Source organism: Brenneria uluponensis (assembly GCF_032395385.1).
Lineage (GTDB): Bacteria > Pseudomonadota > Gammaproteobacteria > Enterobacterales > Enterobacteriaceae > Prodigiosinella > Prodigiosinella aquatilis.
Genome location: NZ_CP135917.1, coordinates 1,996,541 through 2,015,133, shown reverse-complemented (window position 1 = coordinate 2,015,133; position 18,593 = coordinate 1,996,541). Strand labels below are relative to the sequence as shown.

Sequence of the window (18,593 nt, the reverse complement as noted above, 5' to 3'; positions counted from 1 at the left end):
AATGATTAAAGGTTTCAGATGAGCAAAATCCTGATTAGCGCCTGCCTAGCAGGATTTCCGGTCCGTTATAATGGGTCTGATAAAAAAACGGTGTCGGAATACCTGGATATCTGGCACAAAGAAAACCGGCTGGTTACTTTTTGCCCGGAACTGGCAGCAGGATTCCCCACACCTCGACCTTCAGCAGAGATTATTCCCTCCTTATCAGGACGAGCTGTTATTACACAGGGTGCTCGAGTAATCGAGTCCTCTGGTACAGATGTCACAGAAAAGTATATTCTCGGTGCCTGGTTGGCACTGAAAATGGCCAAAGAGCATGGTTGTCGTTTCGCATTGCTGACAGAGGGGAGTCCTTCTTGCGGAAGCCAGAGAGTATACAACGGCCAATTTAATGGGCAGACAACGGCCGGTTATGGCGTAGTAGCCGAGCTTCTTCTGATTCATGGTATTGAGGTGTTTGCAGAGCATAATATAAGCGCGTTAGTACAACGAGTGTCAGAGAATGATCAGCAAAACCGGGAAGGTGTGAGAGAAAGGAGTCGCATCACGCCTTATTATTCAGAATAGCCTGCAAATCTTGTTTGAGTAGCGACATCTGACTGGCATATTTCTCCTTATGTTCAGCATCCTCAATCAATTGCACAATGGTTTCAGAAAGTGTACAGCCACGCCGATGCGCTAGTCCCGCCAAACGCTGCCAGACCAGATATTCCAGATCGATAGACTTTTTGCGCGTGTTCTGATGTTCGGCATTAAAATGGCGTTTGCGCCGGGCACGAATGGTTTGTTTCATCCGGTTTGCCAATGCCGGGTTCATGTCTTGTTCAATCCACTGCAACACTTTTATTGGTTGACTCTCCATGTTCAATAATGCATTCACTGCTTCTTCCGCAGCACTCTGCTCCAAAAAACGTGTTATTGGCTCACCTTCACGGTGTTTCTTCACCAGATATTTCCATTTCCAACCACACTCAAGATTTTCTAATTGCTGATATTTCATCATAAATTCTTCAGTGACCGTGTAACGTATCCCATTGTCTTTTCATTGTTGCCTGAGTTTCCTTTTCAAGCAACTTTTTGCTGATTATTTTTCACACGATATCATCATAACGTGAATCAACTGGTGAATCGTTCGACTCTGCTCATGTGCAGCCGACATTATTCTTGTATAATTGCGGTTTTCCTTCAGACGGTTATATTAGACACTTTGACCAGCAATCAACTCGAATGGCAGCACCTACTGCCCGACTATACGCCATATCAGACGTTATTTTCCCAGGCTGCACAGCTCGCCCCCGCTGAATTTTCAGCGATTCAGGCTCGTCTGGCTGATGCGTTGAATATTTTTTGTCATCCGCGCTCACCTTCTCACTTTATGCTGCTGAAGGCACAGGAGAACAACGCCTATCTGGCGCTGATTGCCAATGCGGTTAACACACTGGTCCCGTCCAGTGATGAATTATATGGTAGCGTGTATCAGATAGAGAAACATCAGATCAGCGTCCAGCCAGCACAACGTCAAGATGACAACTTTGCGGCCACCATTCATTGTGGGTATCGGGAATGGATTGAACCAGAGCAGTTATTCGGCTGCGTCCGCTGTTTCCAGGATGAGATCTCACTCCAGCCGGGACTGATTCATCAGGTTAATGGCGGAACGCTGATTCTTTCTGCCAGGACGTTACTAGCACAACCACTGATGTGGCTTCGATTAAAGCAGATCGTCCTTGACGGTCAATATTACTGGCTTTCTCCTGATGAACGCCGACCTTTGCCGGTAAACATTCCTCCGATGCCCATCAATATAAGAGTCATTATCCTGGGTGATCGAGAAAGTCTGGGTGATATTCATGAGATGGAACCCGAGCTGGGCGAACTGGCCATCTACGGTGAATTCGAATCACAATTGCAGTTAATTGAACCCGAAGATATGGTGCACTGGTGTTCCTATATCAATGCATTGTGCCGGGAAAATCAGCTACCGCTGCTGGCTGCCGATGCCTGGAATGAACTGTTTACGCTGGCGGTACGTTATAGTGGCGATCAAGGCTGCCTACCGCTTTGTCCGCAATGGTTGACACATCAGCTACAGTATTCAGCGCTGTATGCGCAGCAACAGAAAGAAATTACCGCACAAGCTATTATTGATGCAGTAACGGCACGGCGCTGGCGTGAAGGTTACCTATGTGAACGCATGCAAGATGAGATCGAGCTTGGTCAAATTCTGATTGAAACCGAAGGATATGTGATAGGTCAGATTAATGGTCTATCGGTGCTGGAATACCCCGGTTATCCGATAATGTTTGGAGAACCGACACGTATCAGTTGTGTGGTACATCCCGGTGACGGTGAATTTACCGATGTTGAACGTAAAGCAGAACTTGGTGGAAATCTTCATGCCAAAGGTATGATGATTATGCAAGCTTTCTTAATTTCAGAACTGGAGCTGGAACAACAGTTACCTTTCTCCGCATCAATTGTGTTTGAACAATCTTATGGTGAGGTTGACGGTGACAGTGCGTCCCTAGCGGAGTTCAGCACATTAATCAGTGCACTGGCTTTACAACCTATCAATCAACAGCTTGCCGCCACAGGATCAGTTGATCAATTTGGTCACGTTCAGCCTATTGGTGGTGTGAACGAAAAGATCGAAGGTTTTTTTGAAGTGTGTCAGCGGCGTGGCCTGACGGGTCATCAAGGCGTAATTCTGCCAGCGGCCAATCAGCGTCATCTCTGCTTGCACCCTGACGTTGTTGAAGCGGTACGGACAGGACAATTCCATCTCTACCCGGTTGAAACCGTCGCAGAGGCTCTACCGTTGTTGACTAATGTTGCCTATGATGATGAGCAGCAACCTAACTTGCTTTCTATTATCCGTGAGCGCATTGCTCTGGTACAACCACAGGAACGACGGAGGTTCCCCTGGTTTTTTGCCAAATAACTGGTTTAACCAGCACTAACAATACTTGCTCAGCGTACATCTGTACGCTAACCTGCGTGCTTCACAAAAACAGGGCTTAAAGAAACATGGTAGATAAACGCGCATCCTATTCAAACGAAGATCTCATTCTCAGTGGTCTCGGTGAATTGTTCGGTCCACAGGGACCTCAGCTGCCTGCCGGTAATATGCTCATGATGGATCGTGTCATTACAATGACTGAAGATGGCGGTCGACATGGAAAAGGCTATGTAGAAGCAGAGCTGGATATCAAACCGGATTTGTGGTTTTTCGGCTGCCATTTTATTGGTGACCCCGTCATGCCAGGCTGTCTCGGTCTAGATGCCATGTGGCAGTTGGTCGGATTCTACCTCGGCTGGCTAGGCGGTGAAGGCAAAGGTCGGGCACTAGGCGTAGGTGAAGTAAAATTCGCCGGCCAGATACTGCCAAGCGCCAAAAAAGTGACTTACGGTATACATTTCAAACGCGTTATCAATCGTAAACTAATCATGGGGATTGCTGACGGCGAAGTGCTGGTAGATGGCCGTGTCATCTATACCGCCAGCGATCTGAAAGTTGGTCTGTTTAAAGACACCAGCAACTTCTAAGCGAATTCTCGGGCAAGCATATCGCTTTCGCCCGGGATCAATCGCCACAATAACAAAGCTGGAGCACAGTATCGGTATATCACGGAGAATAGAGCTCGAAAATAATACGTCGTCAGGGATATCAATCCCCCCACCACATGTTGTTATCGATATGAAATCAGCATAGATTACCTGTCTCTCCAGATAACGTCATGCTTGAAAAGCAGATTTGATCCACACACCTATTCAGCTTCCAGCCAACTGCTGGTCAATATAATCATCGGTAATGAGAATACCTCTTCATGGTTAAGCTCATCGCCAGTCAATACACTACGCAATCATAAACCATCAATCAAACCCGCCAATCCTTTCGCTGCCACCCGGGGACGTTTGCGGGATAATCCCCCGTCGGAACGCAATACACAAGTGGGAATAGCGTCAGCGACTGTTGATTTGCGTTTCGCCACAATAGCCTATAACCGCTGCCGTGGTGTTTGCAACGCCACTTATTGTGATCGGGACGGGACTTAATGGCTTACGCCAGTTGACGGATCAAATGACGCATAGTTGCTTCCCTCGGGTTAAACGATCCAACGAATTGCGATAGTGATCATAGAGTCGTGTGATCTTGAAGCGGATGGTTTGCGCTTTCTTTTTCTCACGGTATACTGCCAGCAGTTAATTGAAATAGTGTTTTAAAAAATGTAGTTGTCCGTCACAAAAAAGGAACAAACATGAAAATTGCTCTAATTAACGAAAACAGCCAGGCTGCCAAAAACGAACTTATTGCCGCGACCTTGACTAAAGTGGTTGAACCCATGGGCCATACTGTTTTCAATTACGGTCAATATTCTGCTGAAGATACCGCTGCGCTGACATATGTTCAAAACGGTATTCTAGCAGCCATCCTGCTTAATTCAGGCGCGGCTGATTATGTGGTAACCGGGTGTGGCACTGGTTCCGGTGCCATGCTGGCATGTAACACTTTTCCAGGGGTCATTTGCGGTCTGGTGATCGATCCCTCTGATGCGTACATGTTTGCCCAGATCAACGATGGTAACGCTATCGCGCTACCGTTCGCCAAAGGTTTTGGTTGGGGCGCTGAACTGAACCTGCAATATATCTTTGAAAAATTATTTGAATGCGAAGGTGGCCAAGGTTATCCACGTGATCGCGTGATTCCAGAACAGCGTAACAAGAAGATTTTGGATGCCGTCAAAGCAGTTGCTTATAACGATCTGATCAGCATCCTAAAAGGTATTGATCAAGATCTGCTGAAAGGCGCTATTGCTGGTCCTAAATTCAAGGAATATTTCTTCGCCAACAGCAAAGATGAAGTACTCACCAGCTATATCAAATCACTGCTAGCCTAATTGAAAATGTAACATCCAGCCACCGCATTGCCGGTGGCTTTTATCTCTTTCCTGTTTCAGGTTTACCCTTGTTTTTCATGCCACGTTCAATGCTTAACCAGATGTTTCAAAACCACTAAATACTACTTGACCGAATGAAGGCGACTTCATATAGTAGCGCCCCGTTGCCTAGGTGGCAGCAAATCCGGTGAGGTGTCCGAGTGGCTGAAGGAGCACGCCTGGAAAGTGTGTATACGTGTAAACGTATCGAGGGTTCGAATCCCTCCCTCACCGCCAGCCCCGCTGATTGCCCCCTGCGGCACGATATTCCCGCCGATCACCTCATGGCACCAAGCGGAGTAGCGATCGCCGATTCTACGCTTCGACCCTACACTTGGTACTTTGTAACATCTCAATGAGAGCAAACCCTGTCGTCAGTGCTGCGACCGGCAAGGTGGACGCTTCCTCATCATACGGGTGCCTTGGCCGCGATATTCTCATGAAGCGTCACATATTCCGCCAGCACGCCAGGAAGCGGCTCGCTCGCTCCATCGATTATCGATCAATTTTATAGTGGCGTAATGTCGGCCCACTATATCACTCTCCCCGGCATGCACCTGCCGGAAACCCACCGATGGCGCGGATCGTCCGTTGTCAGAACCTCTTCGTGATTCGACGATGACAGCGCTGTGAATCGTGGAACATGCAACAAGCTTGAACCTTCAGGATGTTTTCACGCTGACCACATAGCCTCGTTCAGCCCCTTGAACGTAGCGTCATACCGGCCCTGTTCGGCGGCGAATCGAAGCTGCTTGCTTCGCTCGACGACGACCTCTATCGCCTCGGGATTGTCACGCATGATGGCCATCGTCTCCGTGATGAAATCGGCAAGCGGCATGGCGCGGGGGTCCGTCCCGTGACCCGGTCCCAGATTGGTTTGAACATAAGGCGGGATGATCTCGATGACGTTGACGCTGGTTTCCCTGAGCTGCCGTCGCAGGGACTGGGTGTAGGAATGCATCGCCGCCTTCGTCGCGCAGTAGGTCGGGACGCCCACGCCGGGAACAAAGGCCATTGCGGAGGTCACATTGATCACCGTCGATCGCTTTTGGCGCAGGAGAAGCGGCAGCATTGCGCTCGTTAGACGCATGGGACCGAGCAGATTGATCGTGACCATCGCTTCCATAGCAGACCAATCTTCCAATGGATTCAACACATTTTCCGGCCGTTGGATGCCAGCATTGTTGACCAGTACATTGAGGGTTGGAAAGCGCGCCGCCATGTCCGTAGCGAAGGCGCGAAATGCGCCGGCATCATCCATGTCGAGCAGCGTCGACTGCATCCCAGGATTGGCGGCGGTCACTTTGTCCAGTGCCGATTGCCGCCGCCCGGCGATGATGACCTGATTGCCGAGACGATGAAGGGCCTCGGCCAACCCCTGGCCGATGCCGGAATTGCCACCTGTAACAAGTATCGTATTACCGACGATTTGCATGATGTTCCCCTCTTTTACGGATTGTTAATTTGTTGATCAATTCGCCTCAACAGCGTCCAGCTGCGCCGAGAGGAAGGTCCCAATCGCGTCTAGCGCCTGATCGGCGGCAGTCAACCGCCCTACACCCGCCAGAAAGCCATGCGGCATACCGCGCCACACATCTGCCGTGGCATCGACCCCGGCATCGATGGCACGCTCGACGTAACGCAGCGAATCATCCAGCAGCACCTCGGCATCGCCGGCATGCACGCGGATCGGTGGCAGTCCGGAGAGAGTGCCGTAAAGCGGCGAAATCAAAGGATCGACCGGATCGCGGCTGCCGATGTAGGAGCGGACGAGTTGGCGTGCTTGTCCCAGGGTGAAATATGGGTCGGCAGCCGCCCGCGTTTCCCAGCTCTTTCCGCCCAGCGTCAGATCCGTCACCGGCGACAGAACCACGGTTCCAACTGGAGCGGGACGATCAGCAGATGCCTGGGCCGTGGCGAGTGACAGCAGCGCCAGCGCCAGATTTCCGCCTGCCGAGTCTCCGGTCAAGGCGATGCTGTTCGCCCCCCGCCCAAGCAACCCATAGTAACAGGCGAGCGCATCGTCGATGGCGGCTGGAAACGGGTGCTCGGGTGCAAGACGATAGTCCGGCACGAAAGCCTCGGCGCCTGCTCGTCGGGCGATATGTCCGACGAGGTGTCTGAACGCTTCCGCCGAACCCCAGTTGAACCAGCCACCGTGCAGATGGAGAATTGCCTGTCGCGGTCGCGCATCAGTGGGAAGGCACCACCAGCCGGATATGCCGCCAATAACGTCGGGGCGGTATGAAACGCCCTCAGCCGGCGCAACGCGCGCCATGATCGCATCGAAGGGGCCGCGCGCCGAAATACCTTCAAGCATCCCCTTATTGGGTTCAATCATCGTGCGCATGGCAGCGATGGCGTTTCGGTCTTCGGGCGTCAGCAGATGCTCAACAATTGCGAGGTTGCGCGCCGATAGTTGAAAGTCTGATTGCATATCGGTCAGTCCTGTCGTCGTGAAATATTTTTAATTTACTGAACGTAACGTATATTAAATTATAACGACTGTCAATTTAGTTTCTGGTCCGTTAAGATAAATCACATGAACACATCGACGACGACACAAAAGCGGCCCGGCCGGCCGCGCAGCAACGCAGCCGACGCCCATGCCGCGATCATTGATGCGGTCTATGTACTGTTGCAGGAATGCTCGGTGCGTGACCTGACTATGGAGGCCATCGCCAAGCGTGCGGGGGTAGGAAAGCCAACCCTCTACAAGTGGTGGCCGTCCAAGGCGGCCATCATCTTCGCCATGTTTCACGAACGGCTCGTCGCCAAGCAGGAGGTGCCCCATGCCTCGACATCGGAGGAGGTGATCCGCGCCAAGATGCGTCTTCTCATCGCCGCCTTTAACGGGCCGTTCGGCAAGGTGATGGCGGACCTAATCGCCGAGGGCCAGAGCGACCCGTCAATTTTGCACGAACTCTATAATCGTCACATCAGCGTCAGACGCGCATCCACAATAGCCGATATCGAAAGAGGCAAAGCAAGCGGAGAATTTCCCGCGCATGTAAACGCGGAATTGCTCGTCGACGCTATTTTTGCCCCTGTTTATTATCGATTGCTGCTGCGGTTTGCACCCTTGACGGAACAATACGGACAAGACCTGATCGATAATGCCCTCAGACCATTGCAATCTCCGCCATCTTAATGATGTTAGCGCCAGTGATATAAGACGGTAATTCACCATTAGTATTGTCCGCTCCACCCTACATGTTGTTTCCTTTAGGTTCTCACACCAGAAAGGACATCAACATGCTGAGCAGAGAGGACTTTTACATGATAAAGCAAATGCGCCAGCAGGGTGCGTACATTGTCGATATTGCGACTCAGGTGGGTTGCTCTGAACGAACTGTCAGACGCTACCTCAAATACCCTGAACCGCCAGCCAGAAAGACTCGCCACAAAATGGTTAAGCTGAAACCGTTTATGGACTACATTGACATGCGCCTGGCCGAGAATGTCTGGAATAGCGAGGTCATCCTCGCGGAAATTAAGGCAATGGGCTATACCGGCGGGCGTTCCATGCTGCGTTACTACATCCAGCCCAAACGTAAAATGCGCCCATCAAAAAGAACGGTTCGCTTCGAAACCCAGCCGGGATATCAGCTCCAGCACGACTGGGGCGAAGTCGAGCTGGAGGTTGCCGGGCTACGGTGTAAAGTTAACTTCGCGGTTAATACGCTGGGGTTCTCCCGACGCTTCCATGTCTTCGCCGCGCCAAAGCAGGATGCTGAACACACCTATGAGTCGCTGGTTCGCGCCTTCCGCTACTTCGATGGCAGTGTGAAAACTGTGCTGGTTGATAACCAGAAGGCAGCGGTGCTGAAAAATAACAACGGAAAAGTGGTGTTCAACTCCGGGTTCCTCTTGCTGGCCGATCACTATGACTTCCTGCCACGGGCCTGCCGCCCACGCAGGGCCAGAACCAAAGGAAAAGTAGAGCGGATGGTGAAGTATCTCAAGGAGAACTTCTTCGTCCGGTACCGCACGTTCGACAGCTTCGCTCATGTTAACCAGCAACTGGAGCAGTGGATGGCGGATGTTGCTGATAAACGGGAGCTTCGCCAGTTCAAAGAAACACCGGAACAGCGCTTCGCGCTGGAACAGGAGCATCTGCAGCCGTTGCCGGATACAGACTTCGATACCAGCTACTTCGACATCCGCCATGTGTCCTGGGACAGTTATATCGAGGTTGGCGGCAATCGTTACAGTGTTCCTGAAACCTTGTGTGGACAGCCGGTCTCAATACGGATCTCACTGGATGATGAGTTGCGGATCTACAGCAATGAGCAACAGGTGGCGTCACACCGACTCTGTTCAGCATCGTCTGGCTGGCAGACTGTGCCGGAACACCACGCCCCGCTCTGGCAGCAGGTCAGCATGGTAGAACATCGCCCACTGAGTGCTTATGAGGAGTTGCTGTGATGCATGAACTTGAAGCGCTGCTGAGTCGCCTGAAAATGGAGCACCTGAGCTATCACGTTGAAAGCCTGCTGGAGCAGGCGGCTAAAAAAGAGCTGAACTACCGGGAGTTCCTGTGCATGGCGCTGCAGCAGGAGTGGAACGGCAGACATCAGCGCGGCATGGAGTCCCGACTGAAGCAGGCGCGTCTGCCATGGGTCAAAACGCTGGAGCAGTTCGACTTCACCTTCCAGCCGGGCATCGATCGTAAGGTTGTCCGGGAGCTGGCCGGTCTGGCGTTCGTGGAGCGCTGCGAGAATGTAATCCTGCTGGGTCCTCCAGGTGTCGGGAAAACCCATCTGGCCGTTGCTCTCGGCGTGAAAGCGGCGGATGCAGGGCATCGGGTACTGTTCATGCCACTGGACAGACTGATCGCGACGCTGATGAAAGCGAAACTGGAAAACCGGCTGGAGCGCCAGTTACAGCAACTGAGTTATGTCCGGGTGCTGATCCTGGATGAAATAGGCTATCTGCCAATGACCAGAGAGGAAGCCGGCCTGTTCTTCCGGCTACTGAACCGTCGATATGAAAAAGCGAGCATCATCCTGACGTCAAATAAAGGCTTCGCAGACTGGGGAGAGATGTTTGGAGATAACGTGCTGGCTACGGCGATCCTGGATCGGCTGCTGCATCACTCAACCACGCTGAATATCAAAGGAGAAAGCTATAGGTTGAAGGAAAAACGTAAAGCTGGAGTGCTGACCAAAAACGCCACGCCAATCAGTGACGATGAAATGGCGGAAAGCGGACAGCATCAGTAAAGAAAGCATCTAGCGGGCATGAAAATGGCAAATAACGGTCAAAGATCGTGGCGTTGACAATGACGACTGCTGATTTTCCAAAAATCTCGTGACCAGCGCTCCGGCAAACAGAGTGCGGCGCTAACAGTTCAGCACGCTATCGTAAAAATGCTTCGATTCCTTCAGGTTGCCGACACGAATGGCAAGATGATCTATCCCAACGACGCGAACCATATGCCCTCCTCTTCTGACCAAGTTTCAATCGAATAGTGTAGTTCGTACAACGCAAGCTTGCTTTTCTATCCAGCAACATAATGACGTCAGTTTTTCCAACGGGTAGCTCATGATCGTAAAAAAAACCCCCTGACTTGCGGCAGAGGGTTTTTCTATAGTGAAGCGATACGACTAATTTCAGGATCTACAACAGTAACACTCGCTTTTCAGCCACAAACACACCGAGGACCAGACGGCAATACAGCCCTCGATGCTCTGGACTTAGCTGTAAGCAACCAAGGCATGTTGACATAATTCAGAACGTACACAGTCGTCCTTATCAAACGTCACAATACCCACCATTTCATCTTCTATAAACCGCTCCAGAGCATCACAGAGCCCCGACTTCACACTTGACGGCAAATCACATTGCGTAATATCACCGTTTACTATCACTGTTACATTTTCACCCAAACGTGTTAGAAACATCTTCATTTGATTCACAGTGACATTCTGCGCTTCATCCAGAATAACCACTGCATTTTCAAATGTCCGACCACGCATATAAGCAAAAGGTGCAATTTCTACCTTCGCTATTTCAGGCCGCAGACAGTACTGCAGAAAAGAAGAACCCAGACGACGCTGTAAGACGTCGTACACCGGTCGGAAATAAGGTGCAAACTTCTCATTGATATCGCCAGGCAAAAAGCCTAAATCTTCATCGGCCTGTAATACCGGACGGGTCACGATTATTCGCTCAACCTCTTTATGAATTAGTGCTTCGGCCGCTTTGGCCGTACTGAGAAACGTTTTGCCACAACCAGCCTCTCCAGTGGCAAAAACCAACTGTTTATTTTCTATTGCAGACAAGTAATGCTCCTGGGCGGATGTACGGGCTTCTATCATCGACGTGTCACGGCTTTCCCGCGCCATTCCGATAGACTCAATACCCCCCATCTGAACCAGAGAAGTGACCGATTCTTCCTCACGCTGCCGATGGTTACGTGATTCACGTCTGATAACACGCTTGGCTTCACGACGTGCTTTGATCACTGCTTTTTGTCTTCCCATAGTGGCACCTTACAGTTTGTTTCACTTACCGTAGACTCAAATCCTACGGCGTTTCACTCACAAATGAGGTTTGGCTTCCTTATTAAGCCGGTGAAGAACATGAAATGAAAAAAGCCGATGAGCCCTCGTGCGAAATAGCATCGCTGAGTTGCAATCGGCTTTCGGCGTAAATGCGGATGGTCATATCGACAAAAGATAAAGCGATAACACAGTGGAGAAACGAAGTGGGAGGGAAATCCTCCGCATTGATAAGTCGGTAGAAGGAAATGCTGGATTTGTTGACTATTTCGTCCAAAGAAGGACTCTGCCATTCGAGCTCCTCACTGTGACAACCACTATTCCCACGAATAATAATTGACCGCATTAAAGATCCTGATAACCATCTGAAGCAAAATTACCGCCAGACGGTTTCAGTATTATGACAGTGCAATAATCTACCCCGCTTTGGCAAGCACTTTCACACTGCCATAACATAAACATATACTCGATAAGTATCGCCCTCGCAACTCGATGAAAACGATCCAATCAATAATGCCGCTGCCAACTGAGATATTGATCATATTTTCGCAAAGCGCTGCGGTAGGTATTTTGCTCAATATCCGGTAAATAATCACAGATTCGCTGCTGAATATTATCGCTGGTCACAAAACGCTCCTGTGGGTAATTTTTCGCTACCAACAGTTCATCCAGTCGTCTCAATCGAATAACATATTCACGCATTGTGCTATGCCGAACTTCCGTCTGTTCAATCAGATATTGTGTAAATGCCTTAATATCAAAATAGTTAGCATGGGTATTGCAGTATACTTCACTACAGAAACGACATAGTGGAATTAACTCCTCCTGCACTGATAACCAGACAGCGTTATCAATTAGCTGATCCATACCGCCGATTGATTTTTTATTAATAAGTTGATTACGAAATACTAACGAAACACGATCTAATTCTTTGCCACAATTGGCACAATGTGTTTGTCTATGTTTGAAGTCTTTTAAATAACGGCTGAGAAGTTGTTTCTTCCTAGTTGATTGCGGCATGAGTCCATTCCATAACAGTATAGTAAGATAACTACATGTCTACGCTTCCAATTAAACATCGTTCATTAATTTTACACGCAGACGCTTTATCGCCTGGCTATGCAACTGGCTAACTCGTGACTCCCCAACATCCAGAACAGCACCGATTTCCTTCAAATTCAGTTCTTCCTGGTAATAAAGAGTCAGCACCAGCTTTTCACGCTCTGGCAAATTTTCAATCGCCTCCATCACTCTCTCACGAACACTAACATCCATGAGCTGACGCAGCGGATTGGCCTCTTCATTTCCCTCCAACAACGCACCAGCGCTATCACCATGTTCTTCACGCCATTCATCGTAAGAAAACAGCTGGCTATTGTTAGTATCCAGCAAGATCTGACGATACTCTTGCAGAGTGATATCCAAAGCCTGAGCAACTTCTTGCTCAGTGGGTGCCCTGCCTAACAGCTGTTCAGCCTGACGCATAGCATTAGCCACTTCACGAGCATTACGTCGTACACTCCGTGGTACCCAGTCCCGGCTGCGAAGCTCATCCAGCATTGCACCACGAATACGCTGTACGGCGTAAGTGGTAAACGCCGTGCCTTGCAATGAATCATAACGCTCCACCGCGTTGAGCAGACCAATACCTCCCGCCTGCAACAGATCGTCAAGTTCTACGCTCGCAGGGAGACGAACCTGCAATCGCAGAGCCTCGTGCCGCACCAAGGGGATATAGCGCTGCCAGAGAGAATTTTTATCCATTGTGCCTTCGGCGGTATACAGATCGCTCACAGTGACAAATACCTACGATGATAATGTTATCGATACTATTATGCTTCCGAGCCGCATTAACAATCGGTTGAACAAGAGCTAAAAATCGTCCCTATTTACTCCATATATCAAACATAAAAAAACTTGTTGTTTTGATAGCCAAGAAAGAGCATGACATGTTCGAACAAGTCCACTATTAACTGGCGAAAATGGCATTAACACATTGATTTTTAAAAAATGAATCAAACTTACTACTCTAAGTACATATTCTATGAATACTTCACTTTACAATCATCTTCACACACATCCGAGGACACAGGTTTACATCAAAGATAGCACCAATGATATATATAGTATGGATATTTTTTATCGATTTTAATCACTGGGGTGATAAATCGAGATACTGTGGACAGTTTTCAAAAATAGAGCAGTCACGTTCTTTATTTTTCATGCAATACCATTTTGCTTCAACTAACCAATTATATAAAAATAAATTATTAATTAGCTTAATGTGATGTTCTCCACATATTGGAAATAAAATATTGGTTCATCATTTTTGACATTCGCATTTTAAAAATTAAGTTTCTCTTGCCTTAGTTAAAAAATTCATATAGCCCGTGTAAATATACCAACGCCCTTGATTTTTAGTTGTAAACCGTAGTTCTCGGCACCGATCCAACTTTCTGTAGTGCCATTAATCGGCAGAATAACACCCCAAAAGAGGTTTTTTTTGTGGCATGGTGGACAAGTGTCTTACTGATATAATGATTATTACATAGTGATTGGTAGTTTTCGTTGCCGGTACATAAGGTACCATTTACCTTTTTGGGATAATCCATGACCATCTTCATAATATGCCACGATCAACTACCTAACTATCGTCCTCCTAAAGACTCAAAAATCATCTGGCTGAACACTTTGTCGCCATCCAATCCTCAAGGACTTGACGTTATCCATGGGTATGACTTTTTTGAAAATGCCCAAGCGCTTCATGAAAAATTATCCGGCGCATTTGGCTCAATGGTAATTTTAAAACTGCTTGAGTCTGGTGATATCAAAACAGATTCGATCACCATATGGCAATATAGAAAATTTGTCATTTTTACCAAGCACGGCATATCAAGCCCCAATTACCCTAGCATGTATGTGATACAAGCCAAGGCAGCTAATAACATAAAATTTACAACTGAATTGAGCTCAGCAAAGAAATTTATATTACCTCAATTAGTTACCATTAATAACCTTTATGCACAATATTTAGCCGTGCATAATATAATTGATTTACTCCGCTACACTACGATAGCTGTAGAATCTGATGTCTTATCATCTCAAGATAGTTTCCATTTTTTTAATTCTAAATATTTAGTACCAGGCGGTGTTGAGTTAGGCACTTATCCTGCTAACTGGTGGGTTAAAAATTTTAAAAATGTAGCTTCCGTTGCTCTAAATTTTGTAGAAAATTTTGAGCCATATCAAAAAGATAACCCTTATCAAAAACGAGCCATTGCTTTTTGTCAAGAGCGGCTGGGAAGCTATTTACTGCTCAAACATATTACCGAAATATATGGTACAGCGCTTCCATCGTCATTATTTGGAACAATGCATTCAGTAACCACAGACGGAATATACAGACCTGGTACTTAGTACCTAATTTTAGTATCTATTATTCTCTATAGAGAGTTTATCCGAAAAAATCGGTCACGACACAGCGAAGGAACTTTTTAATGAAAGTTGTCATATTGGCAGGTGGTCTGGGCTCGCGTCTGGCCGAAGAAACGATAGTAAAACCTAAACCGTTAGTGGATATCGGCGACAAACCTATTATTTGGCACATCATGAATATCTACGCCCACCACGGGTTGAAAGACTTCATTGTATGTGTCGGCTATAAAGGCTATATGCTGAAGGAATATTTTTCTAATATCGTTTTACATCATAATGATTTCACCGTTGATTTGTCTAAAAACTCGATCGAATATCACAATAAAACGGCACCAGACTGGCGGGTAACACTCGTAGATACCGGTCTGACCTCCATGACCGGAGGTCGTCTGAAAAACATTCGGCAATACCTTAACCCCGATGAACCATTCTGTATGACCTACGGTGATGGTGTTGGTGACATAGATGTCACTGCAGAGATTGAATTTCATCGTCAGCATGGTCTGAAGGCCACAATGTGTACCGTCGCGCCTCCCGCACGGTTTGGGGCAATTCGTGCTGATGGGTACCATGTCACGGAGTTTCTTGAAAAACCTCAAAATGAGGGGGCACGGATTAATGGGGGCTTTTTCATACTCCACCCTTCAGTGCTGGATTTTATTAAAGACGAAAATACATCCTGGGAAAACGAGCCACTGGAAACGTTAGCAGCAACCAGACAGCTCGCAGCCTTCAATCACGATGGCTTTTGGCAGCCTATGGATACATTACGTGAGCGCATGCTCTTGGAAGATCTATGGCGTTCAGGAAAAGCACCGTGGAAAATATGGGATTAAAAAATTTTTGGTCTGGCCGTCGTGTATTTATCACTGGCCATACAGGATTTAAAGGCTCTTGGTTATGTCTATGGCTGGAGAAATTAGGTGCACAGGTATTTACAGTGGCCTTACCACCCAATACCTCACCATCTTTATATAAACTATTTACTATTGAAACAAACGTTGGCCATCATTTCCTTGATATACGTGACGAACTAAAACTCAAAGATTATCTGATACAAGCGGAACCTGAAATTGTCATCCATATGGCGGCACAGGCATTGGTCCGACAATCTTATGCCGACCCAGCCAATACCTACTCTACAAATGTTATGGGAACGGTTAATTTACTTGAGGCAGTCAGAATCTCAAAATCCGTAAAAACCGTCATTGTTGTAACAACAGATAAAGTCTATGCAAATAACAATGCTGGCATACCTTTCGTTGAGATCGATCCATTAGGTGGAGAAGATCCCTATAGTAATTCTAAAGCAGCGACAGAACTCATCTGTCAGAGTTACCGACACAGTTTTTTCAACCAAATGAGGATTAAATTAGCGACAGTAAGGGCGGGAAACGTTATTGGTGGTGGCGACTGGTCGGCAGATCGATTGATTCCAGATGCTATCCGCGCGTTTGAAGCAAATCACGCCGTGATGCTCCGATACCCCAATGCCATCAGACCATGGCAGCATGTTCTAGAACCTTTACATGGATATCTACTGTTCGCGCAGGCCTTAATAGAAACACAGAGTCAATTACCCGATGCGCTTAATTTTGGTCCCACACCTGAAAACTTTGCCACGGTCTCTGAAGTGATTGACGCACTGGCCATGAGCCAGAAAATAGAACATGCATGGCAACACTCTCCTGGAGAACACCCTCCTGAAGCCAGTTACCTGGTACTTCGCTCTGACCTGGCCCAAAAAACTATCGGTTGGTGTCCGAGACTCAATCTCAGGCAGACACTCGATTGGACAACCAGATGGTACGCCGCTTATCGCCAAGGGCATGATATGCGGGATTTTTCACTAAAACAGATTAGTGACTACGAGAATGAAATTTATGACAACTAAAAAACAATGCCGATTCTGCCACTCTTCGCTGGAGCAGCCTTTCATCGATCTCGGAGAAACGCCGCTTGCTAATTCATACCTCACTCAGAAAAAATTATTGTCGCCGGAACCGACTTACCCGTTGCGTGTTCTGGTCTGTTCAAAATGCAAATTAGTTCAGACGGATACCTTTGTATCTCCGCGTGATATTTTCAGCAACTACGCCTATTTTTCATCTTACAGCGATAGCTGGGTTGAACATGCACGACAATTTACAGTCATGGCAATTAAACGCTTTGGGTTAAGCGCATCGTCTCAGATTATAGAAGTTGCGAGTAACGATGGGTATCTTCTGCGTCATTTTGTACAAGCTAATATTCCCGTTCTAGGCATTGAGCCAGCAGAAAATATTGCTGAAGTAGCGCGTTCGATTGGTGTAAATACAGAATGCCGTTTTTTTGGGGCGGCCACAGCCAAAGACTTGTTAGCACAAGGGAAATCAGCTGATTTACTGATTGGTAACAATGTATTGGCACATGTACCTGATATTAATGATTTTGTCGAAGGATTGGCTATTCTTCTGAAACCTGAAGGAGTGATTAGTCTCGAATTTCCACACCTATTGAAACTAATGCAGTATGTACAATTCGACACGGTTTATCATGAGCATTTCTATTATATTTCACTACTCGCCTTAGAAATGGTCTTCGCCAAATATGGGTTAAGAATATTTGATGTTGAAGAATTAAAAACGCATGGTGGCAGCCTGCGGATCATGGCCACGCATGTTTCATCAAAAGCTCACCTAACCCAGAAAAGCGTCGCCCATATTCGAGAGAATGAGATAAGTTATGGTTTAGATAATATAGAAACTTACTTACTATTCCAAAACCGCATCGAGCCGATTAGAGAAGGTTTGCTCCATTTCCTGCGCCAGGCAAAGAGGGACGGTAAAACGATTGTGGCCTATGGTGCAGCGGCTAAAGGAAATACCTTGCTCAATTTTTGTAAAATTGGAACTGATCTTATTCAATACGTTGTCGACCGTAATCCCCATAAACAAAATCATTTTCTACCCGGCAGTAAATTACCAGTTTATTCACCCGAAAAAATAGAAGAAACAAAACCTGACTACGTTCTGATACTTCCCTGGAATATCAAAGAAGAGGTCATTGCGACCAATAAGATTCAGTCCTGGGGTGGCCGTTTTGTTGTTGCAATTCCAACGTTGGAAATTCTGGCATGAGATTTTCACCTACCGCGATATCAGGCGCGCTGCTGATTGAAATCGATGCTCATCAGGATGAAAGAGGGCTCTTTGCTCGTACCTTCTGTCAGGATCTCTTTAAAAAACAAGGTATTGAATATAACCTCACACAGTGTAATGTCTCATTGAATTACCAAAAAGGAACATTACGCGGCATGCATTGCATGCGTGATCCTTTCGGAGAGGCAAAGTTGGTGAGAGCAACACAAGGGCGTGTTTATGATGTTGCAATCGATTTAAGGCCATCTTCCCCTACTTATCTTAAGTGGGCAGCCATTGAGCTAGATGCTAAAAGACATAATGCTTTTTACATTCCAGAAGGCTGTGCTCACGGATTTTTGACCCTTGAAGATAACAGTGAGCTATTCTACCAAATGTCGAAATCTTATGTTCCAGGTAAAGACTATGGTGTCCGCTGGAATGATCCGACATTTAATATTATATGGCCTTTACACCCACTCGTAATAAATGAAAGAGACGCAAACTATTCTGACTATGATGAGGGAAAAATATGCGAATAATTCAGCTTCCACACTTTCGTCCCAATAGCCCTATTTGTGTCAATGTGGTTTTAA

General features: G+C 47.4%; 19 protein-coding genes, 1 tRNA gene and 1 pseudogene. 13 read left to right on the top strand and 8 right to left on the bottom strand.

The window, feature by feature from the left end:
- Positions 1-18: 18 nt before the first annotated feature.
- Positions 19-567: a 2-thiouracil desulfurase family protein gene (locus RS889_RS09245; protein ID WP_021016399.1), complete on the top strand. Its 549-nt coding sequence runs from the start codon at positions 19-21 to the stop codon at positions 565-567.
- Here RS889_RS09245 and matP read toward each other — a convergent pair.
- The gene (matP, locus tag RS889_RS09240; protein ID WP_290183166.1) at positions 545-1,000 is read right to left on the bottom strand and encodes a macrodomain Ter protein MatP; all 456 of its coding nucleotides are present in this window, start codon (positions 998-1,000) and stop codon (positions 545-547) included. The genes RS889_RS09245 and matP overlap by 23 nt on opposite strands.
- 207 nt (positions 1,001-1,207) lie before the next feature.
- Here matP and RS889_RS09235 point away from each other — a divergent pair.
- Positions 1,208-2,960 (top strand): annotated as a pseudogene (locus RS889_RS09235) (AAA family ATPase).
- A 67-nt stretch (positions 2,961-3,027) separates the two neighbouring features.
- A complete protein-coding gene (fabA, locus tag RS889_RS09230; RefSeq protein ID WP_021016402.1) occupies positions 3,028-3,546 on the top strand; it encodes a bifunctional 3-hydroxydecanoyl-ACP dehydratase/trans-2-decenoyl-ACP isomerase in 519 nt (172 codons plus the stop codon).
- Positions 3,547-3,863: 317 nt separating this feature from the next.
- Here fabA and RS889_RS09225 read toward each other — a convergent pair whose 3' ends face one another.
- Positions 3,864-3,992, bottom strand: a complete 129-nt coding sequence (locus RS889_RS09225; RefSeq protein WP_315710395.1) for a hypothetical protein — start codon at positions 3,990-3,992, stop codon at positions 3,864-3,866.
- 267 nt (positions 3,993-4,259) lie between these two features.
- On the opposite strand from RS889_RS09225, the gene RS889_RS09220 reads away from it, so the two are divergent.
- On the top strand, positions 4,260-4,898 hold the full coding sequence (locus RS889_RS09220; protein WP_290179359.1) for an RpiB/LacA/LacB family sugar-phosphate isomerase: 639 nt from the start codon (positions 4,260-4,262) through the stop codon (positions 4,896-4,898).
- 186 nt (positions 4,899-5,084) lie between these two features.
- Positions 5,085-5,174, top strand: a tRNA-Ser gene (locus RS889_RS09215).
- A 436-nt stretch (positions 5,175-5,610) separates the two neighbouring features.
- Here RS889_RS09215 and RS889_RS09210 read toward each other — a convergent pair.
- Together RS889_RS09210 and RS889_RS09205 are read right to left on the bottom strand one after the other, a co-directional pair.
- Positions 5,611-6,372: an SDR family oxidoreductase gene (locus tag RS889_RS09210; RefSeq protein WP_315710392.1), complete on the bottom strand. Its 762-nt coding sequence runs from the start codon at positions 6,370-6,372 to the stop codon at positions 5,611-5,613.
- Positions 6,373-6,408: 36 nt separating this feature from the next.
- Positions 6,409-7,374, bottom strand: a complete 966-nt coding sequence (locus tag RS889_RS09205) for an alpha/beta hydrolase (RefSeq protein WP_315710391.1) — start codon at positions 7,372-7,374, stop codon at positions 6,409-6,411.
- A gap of 105 nt (positions 7,375-7,479) precedes the next feature.
- Here RS889_RS09205 and RS889_RS09200 point away from each other — a divergent pair, with 105 nt between their 5' ends.
- From RS889_RS09200 to istB, 3 genes are all read left to right on the top strand, one after another.
- On the top strand, positions 7,480-8,088 hold the full coding sequence (locus tag RS889_RS09200; RefSeq protein ID WP_315710389.1) for a TetR/AcrR family transcriptional regulator: 609 nt from the start codon (positions 7,480-7,482) through the stop codon (positions 8,086-8,088).
- A 104-nt stretch (positions 8,089-8,192) separates the two neighbouring features.
- Positions 8,193-9,365 carry an IS21 family transposase gene (gene istA / locus RS889_RS09195; protein WP_315707433.1) on the top strand — a complete coding sequence of 391 codons (1,173 nt, stop codon included), beginning with the start codon at positions 8,193-8,195 and terminating at the stop codon, positions 9,363-9,365.
- Complete coding sequence (gene istB / locus RS889_RS09190) at positions 9,365-10,162, top strand: IS21-like element helper ATPase IstB (protein ID WP_315707434.1); 798 nt, start codon at positions 9,365-9,367, stop codon at positions 10,160-10,162. Before istA ends, istB begins: the two co-directional genes overlap by 1 nt.
- Before the next feature lie 120 nt (positions 10,163-10,282).
- On the opposite strand, the gene RS889_RS09185 is transcribed toward istB, so the two are convergent.
- The 4 genes from RS889_RS09185 to RS889_RS09170 form a co-directional block, all read right to left on the bottom strand.
- The gene (locus RS889_RS09185) at positions 10,283-10,375 is read right to left on the bottom strand and encodes a VOC family protein (RefSeq protein WP_315710388.1); all 93 of its coding nucleotides are present in this window, start codon (positions 10,373-10,375) and stop codon (positions 10,283-10,285) included.
- A gap of 261 nt (positions 10,376-10,636) precedes the next feature.
- Entirely contained in the window at positions 10,637-11,425 is a 789-nt protein-coding gene (gene phoH, locus RS889_RS09180) for a phosphate starvation-inducible protein PhoH (RefSeq protein WP_021016408.1), read from the bottom strand.
- Positions 11,426-11,950: 525 nt separating this feature from the next.
- Entirely contained in the window at positions 11,951-12,463 is a 513-nt protein-coding gene (gene fliZ / locus RS889_RS09175) for a flagella biosynthesis regulatory protein FliZ (protein WP_021016410.1), read from the bottom strand.
- 51 nt (positions 12,464-12,514) lie between these two features.
- Positions 12,515-13,237, bottom strand: a complete 723-nt coding sequence (locus RS889_RS09170) for an RNA polymerase sigma factor FliA (protein WP_315710386.1) — start codon at positions 13,235-13,237, stop codon at positions 12,515-12,517.
- An 816-nt stretch (positions 13,238-14,053) separates the two neighbouring features.
- Between RS889_RS09170 and RS889_RS09165 the strand changes: the two genes are divergently transcribed.
- The 5 genes from RS889_RS09165 to rfbC all read left to right on the top strand — a co-directional run bounded on the left by RS889_RS09165 (position 14,054) and on the right by rfbC (position 18,539).
- A complete protein-coding gene (locus tag RS889_RS09165; RefSeq protein ID WP_315710385.1) occupies positions 14,054-14,860 on the top strand; it encodes a hypothetical protein in 807 nt (268 codons plus the stop codon).
- Between the two features lie 80 nt (positions 14,861-14,940).
- Complete coding sequence (gene rfbF, locus RS889_RS09160) at positions 14,941-15,714, top strand: glucose-1-phosphate cytidylyltransferase (RefSeq protein ID WP_315710384.1); 774 nt, start codon at positions 14,941-14,943, stop codon at positions 15,712-15,714.
- Positions 15,705-16,772, top strand: a complete 1,068-nt coding sequence (rfbG, locus tag RS889_RS09155; protein WP_315710962.1) for a CDP-glucose 4,6-dehydratase — start codon at positions 15,705-15,707, stop codon at positions 16,770-16,772. Before rfbF ends, rfbG begins: the two co-directional genes overlap by 10 nt.
- Positions 16,762-17,997: a methyltransferase domain-containing protein gene (locus RS889_RS09150; RefSeq protein ID WP_315710383.1), complete on the top strand. Its 1,236-nt coding sequence runs from the start codon at positions 16,762-16,764 to the stop codon at positions 17,995-17,997. The genes rfbG and RS889_RS09150 overlap by 11 nt, the downstream gene beginning before the upstream one ends.
- Positions 17,994-18,539, top strand: coding sequence for a dTDP-4-dehydrorhamnose 3,5-epimerase (gene rfbC / locus RS889_RS09145; RefSeq protein ID WP_315710382.1), 546 nt, complete (start codon positions 17,994-17,996; stop codon positions 18,537-18,539). Before RS889_RS09150 ends, rfbC begins: the two co-directional genes overlap by 4 nt.
- The last annotated feature ends 54 nt before the right edge of the window (positions 18,540-18,593 follow it).

What these genes read in the sequence shown, in the direction of transcription:
- rfbC (WP_315710382.1), top strand. Translation starts at nt 17,994, where the DNA reads ATGAGATTTTCACCTACCGCGATATCAGGCGCGCTGCTGATTGAAATC.
- RS889_RS09165 (WP_315710385.1), top strand. Translation starts at nt 14,054, where the DNA reads ATGACCATCTTCATAATATGCCACGATCAACTACCTAACTATCGTCCT.
- matP (WP_290183166.1), bottom strand. Translation starts at nt 1,000, where the DNA reads ATGAAATATCAGCAATTAGAAAATCTTGAGTGTGGTTGGAAATGGAAA.
- rfbF (WP_315710384.1), top strand. Translation starts at nt 14,941, where the DNA reads ATGAAAGTTGTCATATTGGCAGGTGGTCTGGGCTCGCGTCTGGCCGAA.
- RS889_RS09185 (WP_315710388.1), bottom strand. Translation starts at nt 10,375, where the DNA reads ATGGTTCGCGTCGTTGGGATAGATCATCTTGCCATTCGTGTCGGCAAC.
- fabA (WP_021016402.1), top strand. Translation starts at nt 3,028, where the DNA reads ATGGTAGATAAACGCGCATCCTATTCAAACGAAGATCTCATTCTCAGT.
- fliZ (WP_021016410.1), bottom strand. Translation starts at nt 12,463, where the DNA reads ATGCCGCAATCAACTAGGAAGAAACAACTTCTCAGCCGTTATTTAAAA.
- RS889_RS09200 (WP_315710389.1), top strand. Translation starts at nt 7,480, where the DNA reads ATGAACACATCGACGACGACACAAAAGCGGCCCGGCCGGCCGCGCAGC.
- phoH (WP_021016408.1), bottom strand. Translation starts at nt 11,425, where the DNA reads ATGGGAAGACAAAAAGCAGTGATCAAAGCACGTCGTGAAGCCAAGCGT.
- rfbG (WP_315710962.1), top strand. Translation starts at nt 15,705, where the DNA reads ATGGGATTAAAAAATTTTTGGTCTGGCCGTCGTGTATTTATCACTGGC.
- RS889_RS09150 (WP_315710383.1), top strand. Translation starts at nt 16,762, where the DNA reads ATGACAACTAAAAAACAATGCCGATTCTGCCACTCTTCGCTGGAGCAG.
- RS889_RS09210 (WP_315710392.1), bottom strand. Translation starts at nt 6,372, where the DNA reads ATGCAAATCGTCGGTAATACGATACTTGTTACAGGTGGCAATTCCGGC.
- istA (WP_315707433.1), top strand. Translation starts at nt 8,193, where the DNA reads ATGCTGAGCAGAGAGGACTTTTACATGATAAAGCAAATGCGCCAGCAG.
- istB (WP_315707434.1), top strand. Translation starts at nt 9,365, where the DNA reads ATGCATGAACTTGAAGCGCTGCTGAGTCGCCTGAAAATGGAGCACCTG.
- RS889_RS09245 (WP_021016399.1), top strand. Translation starts at nt 19, where the DNA reads ATGAGCAAAATCCTGATTAGCGCCTGCCTAGCAGGATTTCCGGTCCGT.
- RS889_RS09220 (WP_290179359.1), top strand. Translation starts at nt 4,260, where the DNA reads ATGAAAATTGCTCTAATTAACGAAAACAGCCAGGCTGCCAAAAACGAA.
- RS889_RS09205 (WP_315710391.1), bottom strand. Translation starts at nt 7,374, where the DNA reads ATGCAATCAGACTTTCAACTATCGGCGCGCAACCTCGCAATTGTTGAG.